General features: G+C 64.5%; 16 protein-coding genes. 7 read left to right on the top strand and 9 right to left on the bottom strand.

All coding sequences use genetic code 11. The features are described from left to right. The first annotated feature begins 204 nt into the window (after positions 1-204). From CK230_RS01915 to CK230_RS01890, 6 genes are all read left to right on the top strand, one after another. The gene (locus CK230_RS01915) at positions 205-1,506 is read left to right on the top strand and encodes a cytosine deaminase (RefSeq protein WP_095815496.1); all 1,302 of its coding nucleotides are present in this window, start codon (positions 205-207) and stop codon (positions 1,504-1,506) included. Beyond that, a complete protein-coding gene (locus CK230_RS01910) occupies positions 1,506-2,903 on the top strand; it encodes an FAD-binding oxidoreductase (RefSeq protein WP_095815495.1) in 1,398 nt (465 codons plus the stop codon). Before CK230_RS01915 ends, CK230_RS01910 begins: the two co-directional genes overlap by 1 nt. After that, on the top strand, positions 2,903-3,484 hold the full coding sequence (locus CK230_RS01905) for an NAD(P)H-dependent oxidoreductase (protein WP_176479982.1): 582 nt from the start codon (positions 2,903-2,905) through the stop codon (positions 3,482-3,484). Before CK230_RS01910 ends, CK230_RS01905 begins: the two co-directional genes overlap by 1 nt. Continuing rightward, positions 3,484-4,071, top strand: a complete 588-nt coding sequence (locus CK230_RS01900) for an NAD(P)H-dependent oxidoreductase (RefSeq protein WP_095815493.1) — start codon at positions 3,484-3,486, stop codon at positions 4,069-4,071. The genes CK230_RS01905 and CK230_RS01900 overlap by 1 nt, the downstream gene beginning before the upstream one ends. A gap of 78 nt (positions 4,072-4,149) precedes the next feature. Next, complete coding sequence (locus CK230_RS01895; protein ID WP_095815492.1) at positions 4,150-4,383, top strand: hypothetical protein; 234 nt, start codon at positions 4,150-4,152, stop codon at positions 4,381-4,383. Next, on the top strand, positions 4,362-4,670 hold the full coding sequence (locus tag CK230_RS01890) for a type II toxin-antitoxin system RelE/ParE family toxin (RefSeq protein ID WP_245429792.1): 309 nt from the start codon (positions 4,362-4,364) through the stop codon (positions 4,668-4,670). The genes CK230_RS01895 and CK230_RS01890 overlap by 22 nt, the downstream gene beginning before the upstream one ends. Positions 4,671-4,726: 56 nt before the next feature. Here CK230_RS01890 and CK230_RS01885 read toward each other — a convergent pair whose 3' ends face one another. The 5 genes from CK230_RS01885 to CK230_RS01865 are packed head-to-tail and all read right to left on the bottom strand — an operon-like array spanning position 4,727 to position 12,302. After that, positions 4,727-7,168 carry an FAD-dependent oxidoreductase gene (locus CK230_RS01885; RefSeq protein WP_095815490.1) on the bottom strand — a complete coding sequence of 814 codons (2,442 nt, stop codon included), beginning with the start codon at positions 7,166-7,168 and terminating at the stop codon, positions 4,727-4,729. After that, a complete protein-coding gene (locus tag CK230_RS01880) occupies positions 7,165-8,346 on the bottom strand; it encodes a pyridoxal phosphate-dependent aminotransferase (protein WP_095815489.1) in 1,182 nt (393 codons plus the stop codon). Before CK230_RS01880 ends, CK230_RS01885 begins: the two co-directional genes overlap by 4 nt. Continuing rightward, the gene (locus tag CK230_RS01875; RefSeq protein ID WP_095815488.1) at positions 8,346-9,245 is read right to left on the bottom strand and encodes a homocysteine S-methyltransferase family protein; all 900 of its coding nucleotides are present in this window, start codon (positions 9,243-9,245) and stop codon (positions 8,346-8,348) included. The genes CK230_RS01880 and CK230_RS01875 overlap by 1 nt, the downstream gene beginning before the upstream one ends. Beyond that, positions 9,242-11,695 carry an FAD-dependent oxidoreductase gene (locus CK230_RS01870; RefSeq protein ID WP_095815487.1) on the bottom strand — a complete coding sequence of 818 codons (2,454 nt, stop codon included), beginning with the start codon at positions 11,693-11,695 and terminating at the stop codon, positions 9,242-9,244. Before CK230_RS01870 ends, CK230_RS01875 begins: the two co-directional genes overlap by 4 nt. A 19-nt stretch (positions 11,696-11,714) precedes the next feature. Continuing rightward, positions 11,715-12,302: an XRE family transcriptional regulator gene (locus CK230_RS01865; protein WP_245429791.1), complete on the bottom strand. Its 588-nt coding sequence runs from the start codon at positions 12,300-12,302 to the stop codon at positions 11,715-11,717. 236 nt (positions 12,303-12,538) lie between these two features. Here CK230_RS01865 and CK230_RS01860 point away from each other — a divergent pair, with 236 nt between their 5' ends. After that, a complete protein-coding gene (locus CK230_RS01860; RefSeq protein ID WP_095815486.1) occupies positions 12,539-13,243 on the top strand; it encodes a nitroreductase in 705 nt (234 codons plus the stop codon). A gap of 26 nt (positions 13,244-13,269) precedes the next feature. On the opposite strand, the gene CK230_RS01855 is transcribed toward CK230_RS01860, so the two are convergent. The 4 genes from CK230_RS01855 to CK230_RS01840 all read right to left on the bottom strand — a co-directional run bounded on the left by CK230_RS01855 (position 13,270) and on the right by CK230_RS01840 (position 18,795). After that, positions 13,270-14,652, bottom strand: a complete 1,383-nt coding sequence (locus tag CK230_RS01855) for an MFS transporter (RefSeq protein WP_245429790.1) — start codon at positions 14,650-14,652, stop codon at positions 13,270-13,272. A gap of 264 nt (positions 14,653-14,916) precedes the next feature. Further along, positions 14,917-15,504 (bottom strand): sarcosine oxidase subunit gamma, encoded by a 588-nt coding sequence (locus CK230_RS01850; protein ID WP_095815829.1) that lies wholly within the window; start codon positions 15,502-15,504, stop codon positions 14,917-14,919. A 7-nt stretch (positions 15,505-15,511) separates the two neighbouring features. Next, positions 15,512-18,505 carry a sarcosine oxidase subunit alpha gene (locus CK230_RS01845; RefSeq protein ID WP_095815484.1) on the bottom strand — a complete coding sequence of 998 codons (2,994 nt, stop codon included), beginning with the start codon at positions 18,503-18,505 and terminating at the stop codon, positions 15,512-15,514. Beyond that, the gene (locus CK230_RS01840) at positions 18,502-18,795 is read right to left on the bottom strand and encodes a sarcosine oxidase subunit delta (protein ID WP_095815483.1); all 294 of its coding nucleotides are present in this window, start codon (positions 18,793-18,795) and stop codon (positions 18,502-18,504) included. Before CK230_RS01840 ends, CK230_RS01845 begins: the two co-directional genes overlap by 4 nt. Between the last annotated feature and the right edge of the window lie 6 nt (positions 18,796-18,801).

Genomic DNA, 18,801 nt, shown 5'->3' with positions numbered 1-18,801 from the left:
GACGTTTGCGATTGGTGGCGGCATCCTTTCTCTTCGTCATCCACGGGCGGAGCGGGAGCGAAGCGGACGCGCAGACCCGAGGATCCATGCCGTTCCCTTTGAGCTTAGCGGCGGTGCAAAACTGTTCGCGATGTCTCCGCACGGCCGTTCGGCGTGTCTCCGACCCAACAGAACGGTGTTGCGTAGGACAGCTGGGAGCAGGCCTTGATACCTATCTCTGGTTCTTATCGCCTGGCTAACGTTCGGCTTCACCGGTCGCTGACGCCGGGCTTTGCAGCACCGTTCGACTCGGACGGTTTCGCGCTGGCCGATCTGGTGGTCACCGATGGCAGGATCACAAGCATTGTCGCCCAAGCCAAGTCGAAGCCAGAAGACAACGCAATCGACCTTGCCGGTCGCATCGTGCTGCCGTGTTTCGTCGACTGTCACACCCATATCGACAAAGGCCATATCTGGCCGCGAAAGCCCAATCCGGACGGCACCTTCATGGGCGCGCTCAATGCCACCGGCGCCGACCGCACCGCGCGCTGGAGCGCGGAAGATGTCGCGCGCCGCATGGATTTCTCGCTGCGCTCGGCCTACGCGCATGGCACCAAGGCCTTGCGCACGCATCTCGACAGCGTGCCGCCGCAGGAGGAAATCTCCTGGCCGGTGTTCGAGGCGATGCGCGAGAAATGGCGCGGGCGGATAGAGTTGCAAGCGGCCTGCCTGCTCGGCATCGAAGGCGTGCGCGACAAAGCCTGGTTCGAGCAGCTGGCCAAGCGCGTCGCCGCGGCCAAGGGGGTGCTCGGCGTCGTCACCTATATGGTGCCCGATCTCGAGGAACTGCTCGACCAGGTTTTCGCTGAAGCCATCAAGCATGGGCTCGATCTCGACTTCCATGCCGACGAGACGGATGACGTCGCGGCCGTTTCGCTGAAGAAGATCGCCGAGGCCTCGCTGTGGAACGGCTTTGAGGGCAACATCCTGGTCGGCCATTGCTGTTCGCTGGCGCGCCAGCCGGACCTCGAGGTGCTCGACACGCTGGACAAGGTGGCAAAGGCGCGGCTTGCCGTGGTGTCGCTGCCGATGTGCAATCTCTATCTGCAGGACCGGCGCAACAACCAAACGACACCGCGCTGGCGCGGCGTGACGCTGCTGCACGAGATGAAGGCGCGCGGCATCAAGGTCGCTGTCGCCTCCGACAACACGCGCGATCCGTTCTACGCCTATGGCGATCTCGACATGCTGGAAGTCTACCGCATGGCGACGCGCATCCTGCATTTCGACCATCCGGTCGGCGACTGGCCGAAGGCGGTAGCGGCGACGCCGGCCGAGGTGATGCGTCTCGACGGCGCCGGCACGCTTGCCGCCGGCGGCAGCGCCGACTTCATCGTCTTCAAGGGACGGAGCTGGACCGAATTGCTGTCGCGGCCCGAATCGGATCGCATCGTGGTGCGCGAGGGCATGGCGATCGAACGCCAACTGCCGGACTATGCCGAACTCGACGAATTGATGGTGGGATGATGGATATCGCAGCGCTGAAGCGCGATCTCGACGGGATCAAGATCGACGACCATCCCGCCATCGTCCTGCAGAAGAGCCGCGACTTCTACTGGTACAGCCCGGTGCTGAAGGCGCAGCTCGATCATGTCAAAGGCGACCTGATCGTCACGCCGAAGAACGAGGACGAGGTGATCCGCGTGCTTGCGGCCTGCCATCGGCACGGGGTTCCGGTGACGCCGCGAGGCAGCGGCACCGGCAACTACGGGCAGGCCATGCCGCTGTCGGGTGGCGTCGTGCTCAACCTCGCGGAGATGAACGAGATCAAGTCGATCGCGCCGGGGCGCGTGGTGACCGGGCCGGGCGCGGTGCTGGCCGAGATCGACAAGGCGACGCGTGCGCATTCCAGCCAGGAATTGCGCATGTCGCCCTCGACCTACAACACCGCGTCGATCGGCGGCTTCATCGCCGGCGGCTCGGGCGGCGTCGGCTCGATCCGCTGGGGCGGGTTGCGCGACCTCGGAAACGTCATCCGGCTGCGGACCGTGACGATGGAGGCCGAGCCGCGCGTCATGGAGCTGACCGGCGAAGAGGTGCTCAAGGTCATGCACGCCTATGGCACCAACGGCATCATCACTGAGGTCGAGATGCCGCTGACCGCCTCCTATGACTGGATCGACGTCATCGTCGGCTTCGACGATTTCATGGATGCGGCCGGCCTCGGCAACGACCTCGCCGTCCAGGACGGGATATTGGCCAAGCTGATCACGCCGATCGCCGCGCCGATCCCTTACGACTATTTCAAGCGGCACCAGAAATTCTTCCGGCGCGAGCAGAGCATCGTGGTGTGCATGATCGCGCCGCATGCGATGGATGCCTTTGTCGCCTTCGTGCGCAGCACCAGCGGCGAGATCGTGTTCCGGGCCGACCAGGAGGCCGATCTCAAAGGGTTGCCGCCGGCCTATGAACTGACCTGGAACCACACGACGCTGCGGGCCATCCGGGTCGATCCGACCATCACCTATCTACAGACGCGCTATCCGTCGCCGAATCATCTCGCCCACGTCAAGGCGATGGTCGAGCGCTTCGGCGACGAGGTGCCGGCGCATCTGGAGTTCATCCGCTTCGACGGCGCGATCGGTGCCGCCGGCCTGCCGCTGGTGCGCTACACAACGCAAGAGCGGCTCGACGAGATCATCCGTATCCATGAGGACAATGGCTGCTGGATCTTCAACCCGCACCGCTACACGCTGGAAGAGGGCGGCATGAAGCGAACAGACGATGTGCAGCTTGCCTTCAAGCGCCAGACCGATCCGCAAGGGCTGCTCAACCCGGGCAAGATGATCGCCTGGGAAAACCCCGCCTACGATTATCGCTCGGGCAAGCCCTTCCTGTTCAAGGGCCTGCAAAAGGCGGGCTGATGAACATCCTCGTGCTCTACGCGCATCCGGTGGAGACCAGCTTCAACGCCGGCCTACACCGGACGATCGTCGAGCGCTTGACCGCGGCGGGTCACATGATCGACGATTGCGATCTCTACGCCGAGGATTTCGATCCGCGGCTGACGCGGACTGAGCGGCTCGGCTATCACGACCAGCGCAGTCCTGCAGACGCAGTCGCCGGCTACGTCGAAAGGCTGCGCAAGGCCGAGGCGCTGGTGCTGTCTTTCCCTGTCTGGAACTACGGCTATCCAGCGATCCTGAAAGGTTTTTTCGACCGCGTCTTCCTGCCCGGCGTGTCGTTCAAGCTGGTCGACGGCAAGGTGCAGCCGACGCTGCACAATATCCGCAAGATGGCGGCCATAACCACCTATGGCGGCAGCCGGTTTCGCGCCATGCTGATGGGCGATCCGCCGCGCAAGATAGTCAAGCGCATGCTGCGGGCGACCATCAAGCCCGGCGCCCCCGTTTCCTATCTCGCGCATTATTCGATGAACCTTTCGACCGACGAGACGCGCAACGCGTTCATGGCAAAGGTCGCGGCCACGATGGACGCCTTCTGATGCGCGTCCTGGTGGTCTATTGCCATCCGGTGCCGGAAAGCTATTGCGCGGCGATCTGCGACACGGCGATCGAGGTGCTGAGACGACGAGGCTGGGATGTGCGTTTGCTCGACCTCTATGCCGAGAATTTCGATCCGGTGATGAGCTGCGAGGAGCGGCGCTTCTACAACGACCGCGCGCCGGAAGATCCGGCGCTCAAGCCGCATTTCGACCTTCTTATGTGGGCAGAGGCGATCCTCTTCATCTACCCGACCTGGTGGTACGGCCTGCCGGCGATGCTGAAGGGCTGGTTCGACCGGGTCTGGGCGACCGACATCGCCTTCAAGCTGCCGGCCGGCAAAGGACGGATCACGTCGCTGATGCGGCATGTCACCAAGGTCGGCGTCATCACCACCTGCGGCGCCCCGACCTGGTGGAGCGTGGTCGTCGGCCAGCCGGGCCGCAAGACGATCCTGCGCGGCATGCGGGCGCTCTGCGCCACGCGCTGCAAGACGTTCTTCCTGGCGCACTATCTGATGGATTCCTCGACGCCGAAGAGCAGGGCGACGTTCTTGGTCAAAGTTCGAAGGACGCTGGAGCGGTTTTAGGGGGTTTCAGCTTCCCTGCGGGATCGCGCCGAACGGGTTTGCCTTTTTTTATGCGGAAATGAAGTGCATATTAAAGGCATGACCAAGCTCTTCGAACATGCCGTCCAACGTGTCCGCACCTTGCCTCCTGAATTGCAGGACGAGTATGCGCGTGTCCTCTTGCGCCTCGCGGGTGATGAGGGGGACGAACCTGTTCATCAACTGGGCCGAGAGGAAAAAGCCTCGCTCGCAACGTCCCGGGCGCAGGCCGCGCGCAGTGAATTTGCAACCGACGAGGAAGTCCGTGCTGTTTGGGCGAAGCACGGCCTGTGAAGCTTCGTTATACGCTGGCGGCGTTAGCCGAGTTGGATGAGGTTCTCGGCGATATCGCACTGCAGTCACCCAAAGGAGCGAAGCGAATCCAAGCCAGGCTCCATGCGGTCATCAATTTATTGCTTGAACATCCCCTAAGCGGCGTCGCTACGGACGAAAGGCCGATGCGCCGGATCGTCGTGAGGCCTTATCCTTATCTGATCTACTACGAGCCTTCCGCCGATGAAATCGTGATTGTCGGTATTCGTCATGGTGCTCGCGATCCCTCAACCATGCCGGACAAGTAACACGGTCCCAATAATCACTCATGCGGGCAGTCCTGTCCGAAGCGACAGAGGAATCGCTACATCCTCACCCGTTCCGCTTTCGGATCATACATCGGCTTCAGCGAGGCTTCCGCGGCAAACCGCTCACCTGCAATCTCCACCTCGTAGGATGAACCCAGCACGTCCGCCTCGCTCTCACCCTCACAGGGCACGTAACCCAGCCCGATCGCTCCGCCGAGATGGTGGCCGTAATTACCCGAGGTGATCGGGCCGACGATCTTGCCGTCGCGCAGGATCGCTTCGTTGTGGAAGAGCAGCGGCTCAGGGTCCTTGAGGCGGAACTGCACCAGCCGGCGTGACAGGCCGGCTTCCTTCTTCTTGAGCACCGCGTCGCGACCGATGAAGTCGGCCTTGGCCGTCTTAACGGCGAAGCCGAGGCCTGCTTCCAGCACATTGTCCTCGTCGGTGATGTCGTGGCCGAAATGGCGGAAGGCCTTTTCGATGCGGCAGGAATCGAACGTGTGCAGGCCGCAGAGCTTCAGGCCGACATCGGCGTCGGCGATCGCCTCGAAGACATGGGCCGCCTGCTCGGTCGAGACATAAAGCTCCCAGCCGAGCTCGCCGACATAGGTGACGCGATGCGCCCGGGCGAGACCCATGCCGATCTCGATCTCCTGAAAAGTGCCGAACGGATTGGCTTCGTTGGAGAAGTCGTTCGGGCTGACCTTCTGGATCAGTTTTCGCGACTCTGGTCCCATCACGCAGATGACCGCTTCGGCCGCGGTCACGTCGGTGATGACGACGAACTCGTCGGCGACATGCTTTCTCAGCCAGGCCAGATCGCGTTGCAAGGTGGCGCCCGGCACGACGAGGAAATAGGCGGTTTCCGAAAGCCGCGTCACGGTGAGGTCGCTCTCGATGCCGCCCTTGGCGTTGAGCATCTGCGTGTAGACGATTTTTCCGGGAGCCACGTCCATGTCGTTGGCGCAGAGCCGTTGCAGAAAGGCACAAGCACCGCGGCCCTCGACACGGATCTTGCCGAAGGAGGTCATGTCGAAGAGGCCGACGCCCTTGCGCACGGCGAGGTGTTCTTCGCGCTGGTTGTCGAACCAGTTCTGCCGCTTCCAGGAATAGCGGTATTCGCGTTCCTGGCCGGGCCCAGCGAACCAGTTGGCGCGCTCCCAGCCGGCGACTTCGCCGAAGACGGCGCCGCGCGCCTTCAGGTGCTCGTGCAAGGGCGAGCGGCGCACGCCGCGCGAGGTCGCCATCTGGCGGTAGGGGAAATGATCGGCGTAGAGCAGGCCGAGCGTTTCGGAGACGCGCTCCTTGAGATAGCGGCGGTTCTTCTGGAACGGCTGGGCGCGGCGGATATCGACCTCCCAGAGATCGAAGGGCGCCTCGCCGTCGTTAATCCACTGCGCCAGCGCCATGCCGGCGCCGCCGGAGGAGACGATGCCGATCGAATTGTAGCCGGTCGCCATCCAGTAGCCGGCAAGCTCCGGCGCTTCGCCGAGATAGTAGCGGTCGTCAGGCGTAAAACTTTCAGGGCCGTTGAAGAAGGTATGGATGCCGGCGGTGCCCAGCATCGGCATGCGGTTGACGCCCATTTCCAGGATCGGCTCGAAATGATCCATGTCCTCAGGCAGCTGATCGAAGCAGAAATCCTCGCGGATGCCGTCCATGCCCCAGGGTTTCGCCACCGGCTCGAAGGCGCCGAGCATCATCTTGCCGGCGTCCTCCTTGTAATAGGCGCACTCGTCCGGCACGCGCAGCACCGGCAGGCGAGAGAGGCCGGGGATCGGCTCTGTGACGAGATAGAAATGCTCGCAGGCATGCAGCGGAATGGTGACGCCGTTCTGTCGGCCAAGCTCGCGCGCCCACATGCCGGCGCAGTTGACGACGATGTCGGTCTCGATCGTGCCCTGATCCTCGTCCTGCGCCCATGACACGCCGAAGACCCGGCCGTTCCTGGTGTGAACCTTGGTGACCTTGACGTTCTCGATGATCGCAGCACCCCGCTGGCGCGCGCCCTTGGCCAGCGCCATGGCGATGTTGGCCGGATCGCACTGGCCGTCGAGCGGCAGGTGCACCGCGCCCACCACATCCGAGACGTTGAGATGCGGATACATCTCCTTGACCTCGCGCGGCGAAATCTCGCGCACGTCGACATCGAAGGCGCGGGCAAGCGATGCCTGCCGGTAGATCTCGTGCTTGCGCTCCTCCGTCAGCGCCACGGTGATCGAGCCGACCTGGCGCATGCCGGTGCCGACATCGGTCTCGGCCTCGAGCTTGACGTAGAGGTCGGCGGAGTATTTCGCCAGCCGTGTCATGTTCTGAGAGGCGCGCAGCTGGCCGATCAGGCCGGCCGCGTGCCAGGTGGTGCCCGAGGTGAGCTGCTTGCGCTCCAAGAGAACGATGTCGGTCCAGCCGAGCTTGGCGAGGTGATAGGCGACCGAGCAGCCGGAGACGCCGCCGCCGATGATGACGGCGCGGGCTTTTGTGGGAACAGTCTTGGTCATGCGGCCTCGCGGCGATAGTTGGAAGCAAAGCGGCGCAGACGAAGTGCTGCTTCCTTGAGGATGGGCTCGGGCTGGCAGAGACTGATGCGGATGTGCCCGGCGGCGGCTTCGCCGAAGCTCGATCCCGGCATGACCCCGACCTTCTCCTTGTCGAGCAGGCCCCAGGCGAATTTCTCGTCGTCGGGCTCGATGGCGGAGATATCGAGCATGACGTACATGCCACCTTCCGAGCCGTGCACGGTGACATCGTTCATGCCGCGCACGGCCTCCAGCATCAGGGCGCGGCGCGCCGCATAGCGCTCGGCGATCTCTTTCACGCCATAGTGGTTCTCGAGCGCTTCGGCACAGGCGATCGAGATGAAGGCCGGCAGGCCGTAGGTCGTCACCAGGTTGAGGTCAGTGAGCAGCCTGATCATCTTTGTCGGGCCGGTCAGCCAGCCCATGCGCCATCCGGTCATGCCATGGCTTTTCGACATGGAATTGATGACCAGCGTGCGCTCGGCCATGCCGGGAAGCGAGCGCGGCGAGATGTGTTCGCCGCCGCCGAGCGTCCAGTAGACCTCGTCGGAGAGCAGCCAGAGATCGTGCTCCTTGCAGATATCGGCCAATTCCTCCAGCCGCTCGCGCGAATAGACCGCACCGGTCGGATTGTTCGGCGTGTTGATCAGAATGGCGCGGGTGTTGGGCTTCAGCGCGGCCCGGATCATGTCGGCGCGGGGCTGGAAACCGTCCTCCGCCGGCGTCTCGACCACGGTGAACGTGGCGCCAGCGGCGCTGAAGGTGTTGGGATAGGTGGCATAATAGGGCGCGACCACGATGGCGTGGTCGCCGGGATCGAGCACGGTTTGCACGGCGGCATAAAGCGCCGCCTGGCCGCCTTGCGTGGCGATGATCTCGTCGGGCTCCGTCTCGATGCCGGTGCAGGCGGTGGACGCCGTCGCCATTGCCTTGCGCAGGCGCGGCAGACCGGGGAGAGGGGTGTAATGGTGGTTGCTGCCACGCACGGCGTTGACGCAGGCCTCGATCGTCTTCGAAGGTGTGTCGAAGTCATGGTCGCCGACCGACAGCATGATAATGTCCTCGCCGGCCTGCTTGCGCGCCCAGGCTTCCGAATGGACCTCCCAGCCGTCCTTGCCCGAAGGAACGATAGCGGTAATCCGCTTCGATGGTCTTGGCATCACTGAACTCCCGAGATCCGATGTCCGGCCTGCTCGAGCCGGTCGCGCAAGGCGGCGATATGAGCGGGGCCGACCTCGCAGCAGCCACCGACGATATGGGCACCGGCGTCGACCCAGCCCAGGGCCTGTTCGGCATAGGCTTGCGGATCGAGGTCGTGGCGGGCATGCAGCACCTCGACGGTGCCGCCATGCTTCAGCGCCTCGACAGAGGTGAAGCCATTGGCATAGGCGCCAACCGGTCCGCCAAGTGCGATGAGCTCCGGCAAGGCGGCGGCGATGGCTTCGGGACGGCAGCAGTTGAGCAGTCGGGCCGCGACCGGCAGGTCGCCGAGGGCACCGACCGCATGGGCGATGGTCTCGCCGCTGCGCAGGCGCGGCGCGCCATGGTCGGCAAGCGTCCAGGACACCCATACGGGCTTGCCGCTTTCCGACGCCGCGGTGACGGCCGCGCGTGCCTCCTCTGCCGAGGCCATCGTCTCGCAGAGAAACAGGTCAATGCCATCGGCCTGTTCGGCGACGATGCGGCGATAGATGTCGAGCGTGTCCTCGAACGATATGGTCAGCGCCGGCGCATAGCTGCCGAACAGAGGCGACAGGCAACCGGCTATGGCTGTGTCACCCGCTTCATCGCGGGCCTGTCTCGCCAGTTCGATACCGCGCTTCTGCAGCGGTTGGAACAGGTCCTCCGCGCCCTCGCGCGCCAGGCGCTCCGGTGTTGCCGCATAGGTGTTGATGGTGATGACCCGGGCGCCCGCCTGGATGAATTCGACATGCAGGTCGCGCACCAGATCCGGCTCGTCGATCAGCACCCTGGCCGACCAAAGCGGCGTCGGTTCGGATTTGCTGCGGCGAACCAGCTCCTGGCCCATGCCGCCATCGGTGAGGATGACGGAGGTCATGCGCGCAGCCTCTCGTTCTTCGGATCCCAGAGCGGTTCGTCCTTCTGCACGACGGCCTTGAAGCGATCGCCAAAAATCTCGACCTCGACCGCCGTGCCCGGCTCCGTGAGATCAGTGCGCAACATGCCGAGCGCGATCGACTTGCCGACGCGGTGGCCCCAGCCGCCTGAGGTCGTCTCGCCGACGATCCTGCCGTCATGCCAGAGCGTCGACATGTAGGGCGCGTCGCAGTCGCCGGGGTTTTCGACGACCAAGGTGACGAAGCGCTTCTTCACGCCTTGCTGCTTCTCATTGAGCAAGGCCGCCTTGCCGCGGAAGTCGGGCTTGTCCCATTTGACGAAGCGTTCCAGCCCGCCCTGCAGGACCGAATAGTCGGTCGACAGATCGCCCTTCCAGGCGCGGTAGCCTTTTTCGAGTCGCAGCGAATCCAGCGCATACATGCCGAACGGTTTCAGGCCGTGCTTCTGGCCGGCTGCCCAGACGGTGTCAAAGACAGTAAGCGTGTCGGCGACCTTGGTGTGGATTTCCCAGCCGAGCTCGCCGGCGAAGGAGACGCGCACCAGCTTCGCCCAGCGTCCGGCAATGGTCGTTTCCTGATGCGTCAGCCAAGGCAGGGTCAAATCGGCGTCGCAGACCTCGGCCAGGATTTTGCGCGAGTTCGGGCCGGCGAGGATCTGGGTCGAGTATTCCTCGGTACGGTCGGTCAGCGTGAAGGCTGCGTTCTTCGGCATGCGCGATTTAAGCCATTCGAAGTCGTGCCATTGCGCCACCGCGGCGGTGATCAGCGTCATCTGGTCCTCTGCATGGCGCACGACCGACATTTCGGTGACGATGCGGCCCTTGTCGTCCGAGAAGTAAACGAGGCCGATCCGGCCGGGCTTCGGCACGAGGCCGGTCACTTGAAGCGCCAGCCAGTCGGCGGCGCCCGGCCCTTCGAGGTTGAAGCGTGAGAAGCCGGGCAGGTCGAGGATGGCAGCGGCGTCGCGCACGGCGAGGCATTCTTCGCGCACCGCGCGCTGCCACGGCCCGTCGCGGCGGAAGGTAAGCGTCGCTTCCTCGGACGTGTCGTCGCCGGGCTTCGCATACCAGGTGGCGCGCTCCCAGCCATTATAGGCGTCGAACTGGCCGCCCAGCGCTTTGGTGCGCTCATGCAGCGGCGACAGCTTGCGATTGCGGCCCTCCGGCCAGGCATGGCGCGGGAACTGGATGGCGTATTCGTTGCCGTAGATCTCCATGCCTTTGGCAACGCAATAATCGGGCGCCGAGGCGAAGCTGGTGAAGCGGCGCGGATCGCAGGACCACATATCCCATTCGGTCTGCCCCTCGGTCACCCATTCGGCCAGCACCTTGCCAGCGCCGCCGCCTTGCGCGATGCCGAAGGTGAAGACGCAGGCCTCGAAGGCGTTCGGCACGCCGGGCATCGGCCCGATCAGCGGGTTGCCGTCCGGTGCGTAAGGGATCGGCCCATTGATCACCTTGGACAGGCCGGCGGTGCCGAGAATCGGCACACGCGCGACCGCATCGGCAAGATAGTGCTCGAGACGGTCGAGATCGTCGGGGAACAGCTGGAAGGAAAAATCCTCCGGCATCGGATCGTTATGGGTTGCCCAATGCGCGCGGCAATTGCGCTCATAGGGGCCGAGGTTCATGCCGCTCTTTTCCTGGCGCAGGTAATAGGACGTATCGACGTCGCGCAGCAGCGGCAGCTTGTGGCCCTGCTCCTTCGTCCAGGCGGCAAGCTCGGGGATCTCCTCGAACAAGACGTACTGATGGCTCATCACCATCATCGGTACGTCGCGGCCGAACATTTTTCCAACCTCGGCGGCGCGGTAGCCGGCCGCGTTGATGACGATCTCGCAGCGGATCTCGCCTTGCGGCGTCGCGACCACCCATTCGCCGTTCTCGCGACGGACGCCGGTGACCGGGCAGAAGCGGATGATCTTGGCGCCCATGTCGCGCGCGCCCTTGGCGAGCGCCTGCGTCAGTTGCGCCGGATCGATGTCGCCGTCGCTCGGGTCATAGAGCGCGCCCTTCAATTCATGCGTCTCGATGAACGGGTAGCGGCGCTTGATCTCGTCGAGGCCGACGACGTCGATGTCCATGCCCTGGTAGCGGCCCATGCCCTTGGCGCGCTTGAATTCCTGCATGCGCTCATTGGTGTGGGCGAGCCGGAGCGAGCCGGTGACATGGTAGTTCATCGGATAGTCGACCGCTTCGGCCAGACCCCGGTAAAGCTCGGTGGAATAGCGCTGCATGTTCATCAGCGACCAGGACGACGAGAAGGTCGGCACGTTGCCGGCGGCATGCCAGGTCGAGCCCGAGGTCAGCTCGTTCTTTTCCAGAAGCACGCAATCGGTCCAGCCCGCCTTGCAGAGATGATAGAGCGATGAGCAGCCGACGACACCGCCTCCGATGATCACCACGCGTGCCGTGGTCGGTAAACCGGCCATATTTGTCCTCCAAAATAAATCAATATACCGGCGGTGAAACCACCCAGATGACGACCGCCGGCTCGGTGCCCGGATTGCGCCAGCGATAGGGCTTGCCGTCGAAGCGGAACGAGTCGCCTTCGCCAAGCCGGTGCCAGACGCCCGCAATCTCGATGTCGAACAGTCCGGAGACGATGTATCCGGCCTCCTCGGTCGGCCGCAGTGCTGCGGCCTTCATCTCTGCGCCGGGCGCGAATACCGAGCGCACAACCTCGAAACTACCGCCGAGATCGGGCGACAGAAGCTCTTCCACCAGACCCGATTCGCTTGTGCCAAGCACGCGGCGGCGGCCGGCGCGCACGATCACGCCACGCTCTTCCTCGGCCGGCACGTCATGGCTGAAGAACAGGCTGATCGGCACATCGAAGAGGTCGGCGAAGGCGCGCAAATCGCCGACCGAAGGCACGGAGAGGCCCCGCTCGACCTGACTGACCCAGCCGACCGAACGGCCCAACTTGAGCGCAATTTCACTGAGCGTCAGGCCGCGCGCCTTGCGCAGCGCGCGGATGTCGCCGGCCAGCAGCCGGTCGCCATTGTCCTGCTCCGATCTGGCCGTGGTCGAGCTCAAGGGCTTCTCATGAAAAAATCCGAATAAATTTCATGAGAGGGTAAAACCATGAAAAAATCAAGGAGATTTTCATAGGCCACAAGATTTGCTTGCGCGTTTTCGGCGGTTGATGCAAAGGCTCGCGCACGAGCGGCGAGTGGGGCGCCCGGTCGGAGACCAGTTCTAGTTTATAGTCTGCGGATGGTCGTCAAGGAAACCGGGTTGCGGGTTTCTGGCCATGCCGAAAGGGACGACCCATGCTTGAGAAGAACATCCGGATCGCGTCGGATGCGGAGATCGTCGATGAGGCGATCACCTCGCGCCGGTCGGTGCGCGCTTTCCTGCCCGATATGGTCGATGACGATACGATCCGCGCGATCCTGGCGGTCGCCGCGCGCGCGCCGTCCGGCACCAACATGCAGCCCTGGCGCGTCTATGTGATCAAGGGTGAGGTCAAGCAGCGCATCAGCGACGCGATCCTCAACTCCGGCATCCGCGCCGAAAAGGCGGAGTGGAACGAGTATCGCTATTATCCCGACCAGTTCTTTGAACCTTACCTCACGCGCCGCCGCGCCAACGGCTTCGGGCTTTACGGCGCGCTGGGCATCGGCCGGCGCGAGGTGGACAAGATGCGGGCGCAGCATGACCGCAACTTCATCTTCTTCGATGCGCCCGTCGGCATGATCTTCACGATCGACCGCAGACTGAACCAGGGCTCGTGGATCGACTACGGCATGTTCCTGCAGAACATCATGGTCGCTGCACGGGGCAGGGGGCTGCATACCTGCCCGCAGGCCGCCTTCGCGCCCTACCATCGGCAGATCAGGCCGGTGCTCAACATTCCCGACGAGGAGATCGTCGTATGCGGCATGGCGCTCGGCTACGAAGACACGTCCAAGCCCGAAAATGAGTTCCGCACCGACCGCGCGCCAATCGAGGACTGGGTGACGTTCTCGGAGTAAGCCCGCTCGCCGAATATCTCGGCCAGCTAATCGGTGCTCATGTGCGCGCCGTGGCCGCTGACATGGGCGCCGTCGCGCGGCGTCAGCCGCAGGTAAGCCGATAGCGCGCAAAGCGTGATCAGCCCTTCGACGACGAACAGGATGCGGTAGTCGTCGACGCTGGCCTTGCCGCCGCCGGCAAGCAGCGAGAGCAGCGCCGCCGCGAGGCCGACGCTGATCGCCACCGCGAGCTGCCACAAGATGTAATAGAGCGCGCTGAAGCGGGCGAGCTGCTCCGGCGCGATGTCCGAATAGGAAAGATTGCCGGTCGAGGCCCATTGCACCGATCGGAAGACGCCGAAAGTGAAGATGTAGGCCAGAACGATCCAGGCTGGCGTGCTCGCCTGCATCAGGGCAAAGCCGGCGACCAGAGAAGCCACGATCGGCGTGTTTGCGACCAGCACGCGCCGGAAACCGAAGCGGTTCAGAAGCCGCGGCATGAAGAAGCGCATGATCAGGGATCCGATCGCGGCGACGAAGGTCAGCGATCCGGCCTGCACGGCGCTCATGCCGAAGCCGAGCTGGAACATCAGCGGCAGCAGGAAGACCACGGAGCTGAGACCGATCGTGTCGAGGCTACCGCCGGTGAGGAAGGAGATGCGAAAGGTGCGGATGCGCAGCAGGTTGAGGTCGAGCAGCGGATTGCGGGCGCGCAGGCAGTAGAAGGCGGCAACCGCCAGGATGACGATCGCCAGGCCAAGCTCGATGCCGATCAGGCTGCCCGGGGCATCCTTGGCGGCAAGCGAATCCATGCCGAAGACCAGCAGGCCCATGCCGCTGCCGACGAGCAGGAAGCCCGGAAAATCGAACGGCGTGCGCACCGGCTTGGTCGTTGACGGAAACAGCGAGGCGGCCAGCAGCGCCGCGGTCAGCGCGATCGGGATGTTGATGTAGAAGATCCAGCGCCAGGAGACGTAAGTGGTCAGCGCGCCGCCGACAAGCGGCCCGACCAGCGGTCCTGATTGCCCGGCGAGCGAGATATACATGTTGATCTTGAGCGTACGGTCGCGCGGGAAGCTCGACAGGATCACGACCTGGCCGAGCGTGCCCATCAGCGCGCCGCCGCAGCCCTGCAAGGCACGCGAGCCGGCCAGCATCCAGATGTTTTCCGAAAGGCCGCACAAGGCCGAGGCGCTGGCGAAGACGAGCAGGGCGAAGCAATAGACGTTGCGCAGGCCGAAGCGGTCGGCCAGCCAGCCGCCGAGCGGCATGGTGACGATGAGGCTCGCGACATAGACGGTGATCAGCAGCCCAAGCTGGCTTGGCGGGCGATCGAGGCTCTCGCCGACGCCGGGCAGCGCGGTGACCACGACGTTCTGGTCGAGGCTGGTCATGAACACGCCGCAAGCGACGGTTGCCGGCAACAGCATCGACGGACCCTCCGCCGGAGCAAAGCGGGTCGTGGCCGTCGCCGAAGTCTCAACAGTCATGGAAGGGTATGGTCGAATTGGATGCCTGAGCGGACGTCTGCTTGGCAAACGCCGGTGATTGCTTACCTATCGCCCCTGCTGGCCCAAGGCTCAAGCAGCAGTTGTAGCCGTCCATAGTGCCAGATAGCGGCTGGACCAAAGGTGCGTGATTTTCAAGTGAGGCCGGCGTTGGCCTGACCTGAATCTCAACACACCTTAAATGCCCTACTGCACCTCATAACCGACTTCCTCGCTGGCGTGGCACAAGGCCTTCCAGAACGAGCGCGCGAAGGAACGGAAGACGTAGATGTCGAACTGGTCGGCGCCGCTGCGCTGGATCTGGGCAAAGATGTCGTGATGGTTGGTCGAGCGGCCGGCGCCGAGGGGGAAGGCCGGCAAGGCGAAGTCGATGGCGAAGAACTTCGCCATCACCCATTCGGCCTTCGGGCCGGCGATGCGGATCGCGGTGCGGCCATGCGAGAGATCGGTGAGCGTGCCGATGGCCGGCGTGATCGACCCGGCAAAGGCCTGAGCCAGGCCTTCAGCCTCATCCACCACTGTGAACTTTCCCGGCGCGAAACCGAAGACGGCGCGGGCGCCGCTGTTCACGCCGCCGCCGGCGCCGTCGGGCAGCGCGAGACCGGTGACCTTGCGGATAATCTCGATCAGCCGCTTCTCTTCGCCCGGCCATGCGGCGAGCTGCAGGATCGAACCTGCCCGCGTCTCGGACAAGATGACATCGACGCCATGTTCGAAATTGCCATGCGAGCCCGGGTGGTGCTCCGGCTCGAGCGGCGACTGGCGTTCGGGCAAATGCGGCTCAGCCATGCATGCGGCTCCCGTCCGGATCGTAGAAATGGTTGGAGACGATCTCGATCGGCCCGAACCGGTTGCGCAGCGGATCCGAGACGAAGGCGCGGGTTCCGTGGCGCGCCTTGCCGCCCTTGACCAGGGCCAGCGCGATATATTTGCCCAGCGCCGGCGAATAGCAGCAGGCGGTGATGTGGCCGAGCGAGTCGTGCGGATTGGCCTCGTCCAGCTCCTCGACAATATGTCCGCCGCCATTGAGTGGCCGGTTGTCGAGCGCGACCACACCGACGAGTTGCAACCGGTCGGACGCGATCAGGCCTTCGCGGTCCATCATGGCCGAGCCGATGAAGGGCTTCTTCTTCGACAGCATCCAGTCGAGATGGAGGTCGCGCGCCGTGGTGCGGCCGTCGATCTCGGCGCCGGTGACATGGCCCTTCTCGATGCGCATCGTGCCGAGCGCCTCGAGCCCGTAGGTGACAAGTCCGAAAGGCTTGCCGGCCTCGATCAAGGCTTCCCAGACGCGGGTGCCGTAGCCGGCGCCGGAATAGACCTCGAACGCCATTTCGCCGGAGAAGGACAGCCGGCAGATCATCACCGGCACGCCGGCGATCCGGCCATGGACGATGCCCATGAAGGGCAGGGTGGCGTTGTCGACGGCGGTGCCGGTGACGCAAGCGGCAAGAATAACCCGCGCCTTCGGGCCGCCGATCGCGGCACCCGCCCATTCGTCGGTGACCGACGTGACAGTGACCTTCAGCTCCGGCCAGATGACGTCGAGGAAATACTCCAGATGCTGCATCACCTTGCCGGCATTGGCGGTGGTGGTGGTCATCAGGAATTCCTGCTCGCCGAGCCGCCAGGTGGTGCCGTCGTCGAAGGCAAGCCCGTCCTCGCGCAGCATCAGGCCGTAGCGCGCCTTGCCGACCGCAAGCGTGGAGAACATGTTGGTGTAGACGCGATCGAGGAACGCGGCCGCGTCCGGCCCCTGAACCGCTATCTTGCCCAGTGTCGAGACATCGACGATGCCGGCGCTTTCGCGCGTTGCCTTGGATTCGCGGACATAGGCCTGCTCGACGGTTTCGCCGGCAAGGCCGTAGATCATCGGCCGGTACCAGAGGCCTGCGGAATACATCCTTGCGCCATTCGCGATGTGCCAGTCATGCATCGGGGTCAGCCGTTCCGGCTTGAGGTCGCCGAAGCGCTCGGCCGCCAGCGAGCCGATCGACACCGCCGTATAGGGCGGGCGGAAGCGCGTCGTGCCGACTTCGGGGATTGGCTTGCCCAGCGCCTCGGCCATGATGGCGAGGCCTGGCACGTTGGAGTTCTTGCCTTGATCAGTCGCCATGCCGAGCGTGGTGTAGCGCTTCAGATGCTCGACCGAGACGAAGCCTTCGCGATGCGCGAGCCGCACGTCCTCGGCGGTCACGTCGTGCTGGAAGTCGACGAAGCTCTTGCCCTTGGCCTTGATCTCGAAGACCGGCGCGGGATCGGGATCGCCAGGTACAGCCTCAACGATGGGCAGGGGAGCGGACGATGCCGCACCCCCGGCGGCCTGGAGACCGGCAGCGCGGCCTTCGGCGATCGCCTCGGCGGTTGAGAAACTGCCGGTGAAGGCGCCGGCTCCGATCCAGCGTTGCGTCGGCTTCGGCGGCAGGAAGGCTTGTCTCGCCGGGTCCCATTCGGCCTTCGCGCCGGCCTGGCTGGCGAGATGGATGGTCGGCGACCAGCCGCCCGACATCAGAAGGCTGTCGGCATGGATGCTGCGCTCGTCGCCGCTGAGCGAACCGCTCATGGCGTCGAAGCGCTGCACCTTGAGGCCGGTGAGCGCCTTGCCGCCTTCGGTCGCGACCACGGCATGACCGGCAAGCAGCTCGGCCTCGGCTTCGCTCGCCATCCGGCGCATCTCGTTCGAGATGTCGCTGCGGACATCGATGATGGCAACGACCGCGGCGCCGGCCTTCTTCAAGGCGACGGCCGAGCGGTAAGCGCTGTCGTTGTTGGTGAAGAGCGCGATGCGCTGTCCCGGCAGCACACCATATTCATTGGCGTAACGTTCGGCCGCATGGGCCAGCATGACGCCGGGACGATCGTTGCCGGGGAACACCAGCGGCCGCTCGAAGGAGCCGGTGGCGAGCACCACGCTGCCCGCGCGGATCGCCCAGTAGCGCTGGCGCGGCTCGCCCTTGGCCGCCACTTCCTTATGGTCGGTCACCCGTTCCAGCGCGGCCAGTGTGTTGCCGTCGTAATAGCCCCAAACCGTGGTGCGCGGCAAAAGTCGCACATTGTCGTTGCCTCCGAGCTGTCCCACCATGCGCTGGGCCCAGTCGGCGGCGGGCATGCCGTCGATGGTTTCGCCCGACCAGTTGGCGGAGCCGCCGAAGTGGGCTTCGAGATCGGCGAGGATGACGCGGGCGCCCTGGTCGGCAGCGGCCTTCGCCGCCATCAGGCCGGCCGGACCGGAGCCGACGACCAGCACGTCGCAAAATGCGTTCATGCGCTCGTAGCGCTCCGGGTCTGGGGCGGTGCCTGCCTTGCCGAGACCGGCGGCGCGGCGGATGAAATGCTCGCAGAACATCCAGAAGCGCGTGCCTTTCAGCGGACCGATCACCGGCCCCATGAAGGTCTTGTAGTAGAAGCCGGCCGACAGGATCTTGCCGCCGAGCTGGTTGATGGCGCCGATGTCCCAGGCGAGCGAAGGCGTGCGGTTCTGGCTGACGGCGACGAGCCCGTCATAGATCTCGACCATGGTGGCCGGGATGTTGGGTTCGCGCACTTCGCCGCGCAGCACCGTCACCAGCGCGTTCGGCTCCTCGACGCCGGCGGAAAGCACGCCGCGCGGGCGATGGTATTTGAACGAACGGCCGAACAGCGTCACGCCGTTGGCGAGCAGGGCCGAGGCCAGCGTGTCGCCGGCATGGCCGGTGTAAGGCGCGCCGTCGAAAGTGAAGCGGATGGTGCGCAGCCGGTCGATGCGGCCGCCGGTCTCTGTGCGGCGCGGGCTCACGAGCGGCCCTCCGCCCTGTTCTCAGTGGATTTGTGGCCGCCACGGGCGAAGGCCGTGCTCAGGATCTCATGGGTGATGGTGTTGCGCACGACCCTCAGATGCGCGCGGCAACCGCCGGAATGCTGCCAGATCTCATTGTGGTCGCCGGCCGGGTTCAGGCGGTCGTAGACATAGGCGTTCCAGGCATCGAGATCTTGCGAGGCCGGCTGCGGCCGTTCGCGATTGCCGTCGCCCTGGTAGGTGAATTCGATGACGTCGCGCGGGCCGCAATAGGGACAGGTGATCAGCATGTATTT

The organism is Mesorhizobium sp. WSM3859 (genome assembly GCF_002295065.1).
GTDB lineage: Bacteria > Pseudomonadota > Alphaproteobacteria > Rhizobiales > Rhizobiaceae > Mesorhizobium.
The sequence above is the reverse complement of the archived record's forward strand: the minus strand, read 5'-3'. Positions and strand labels throughout refer to the sequence as shown.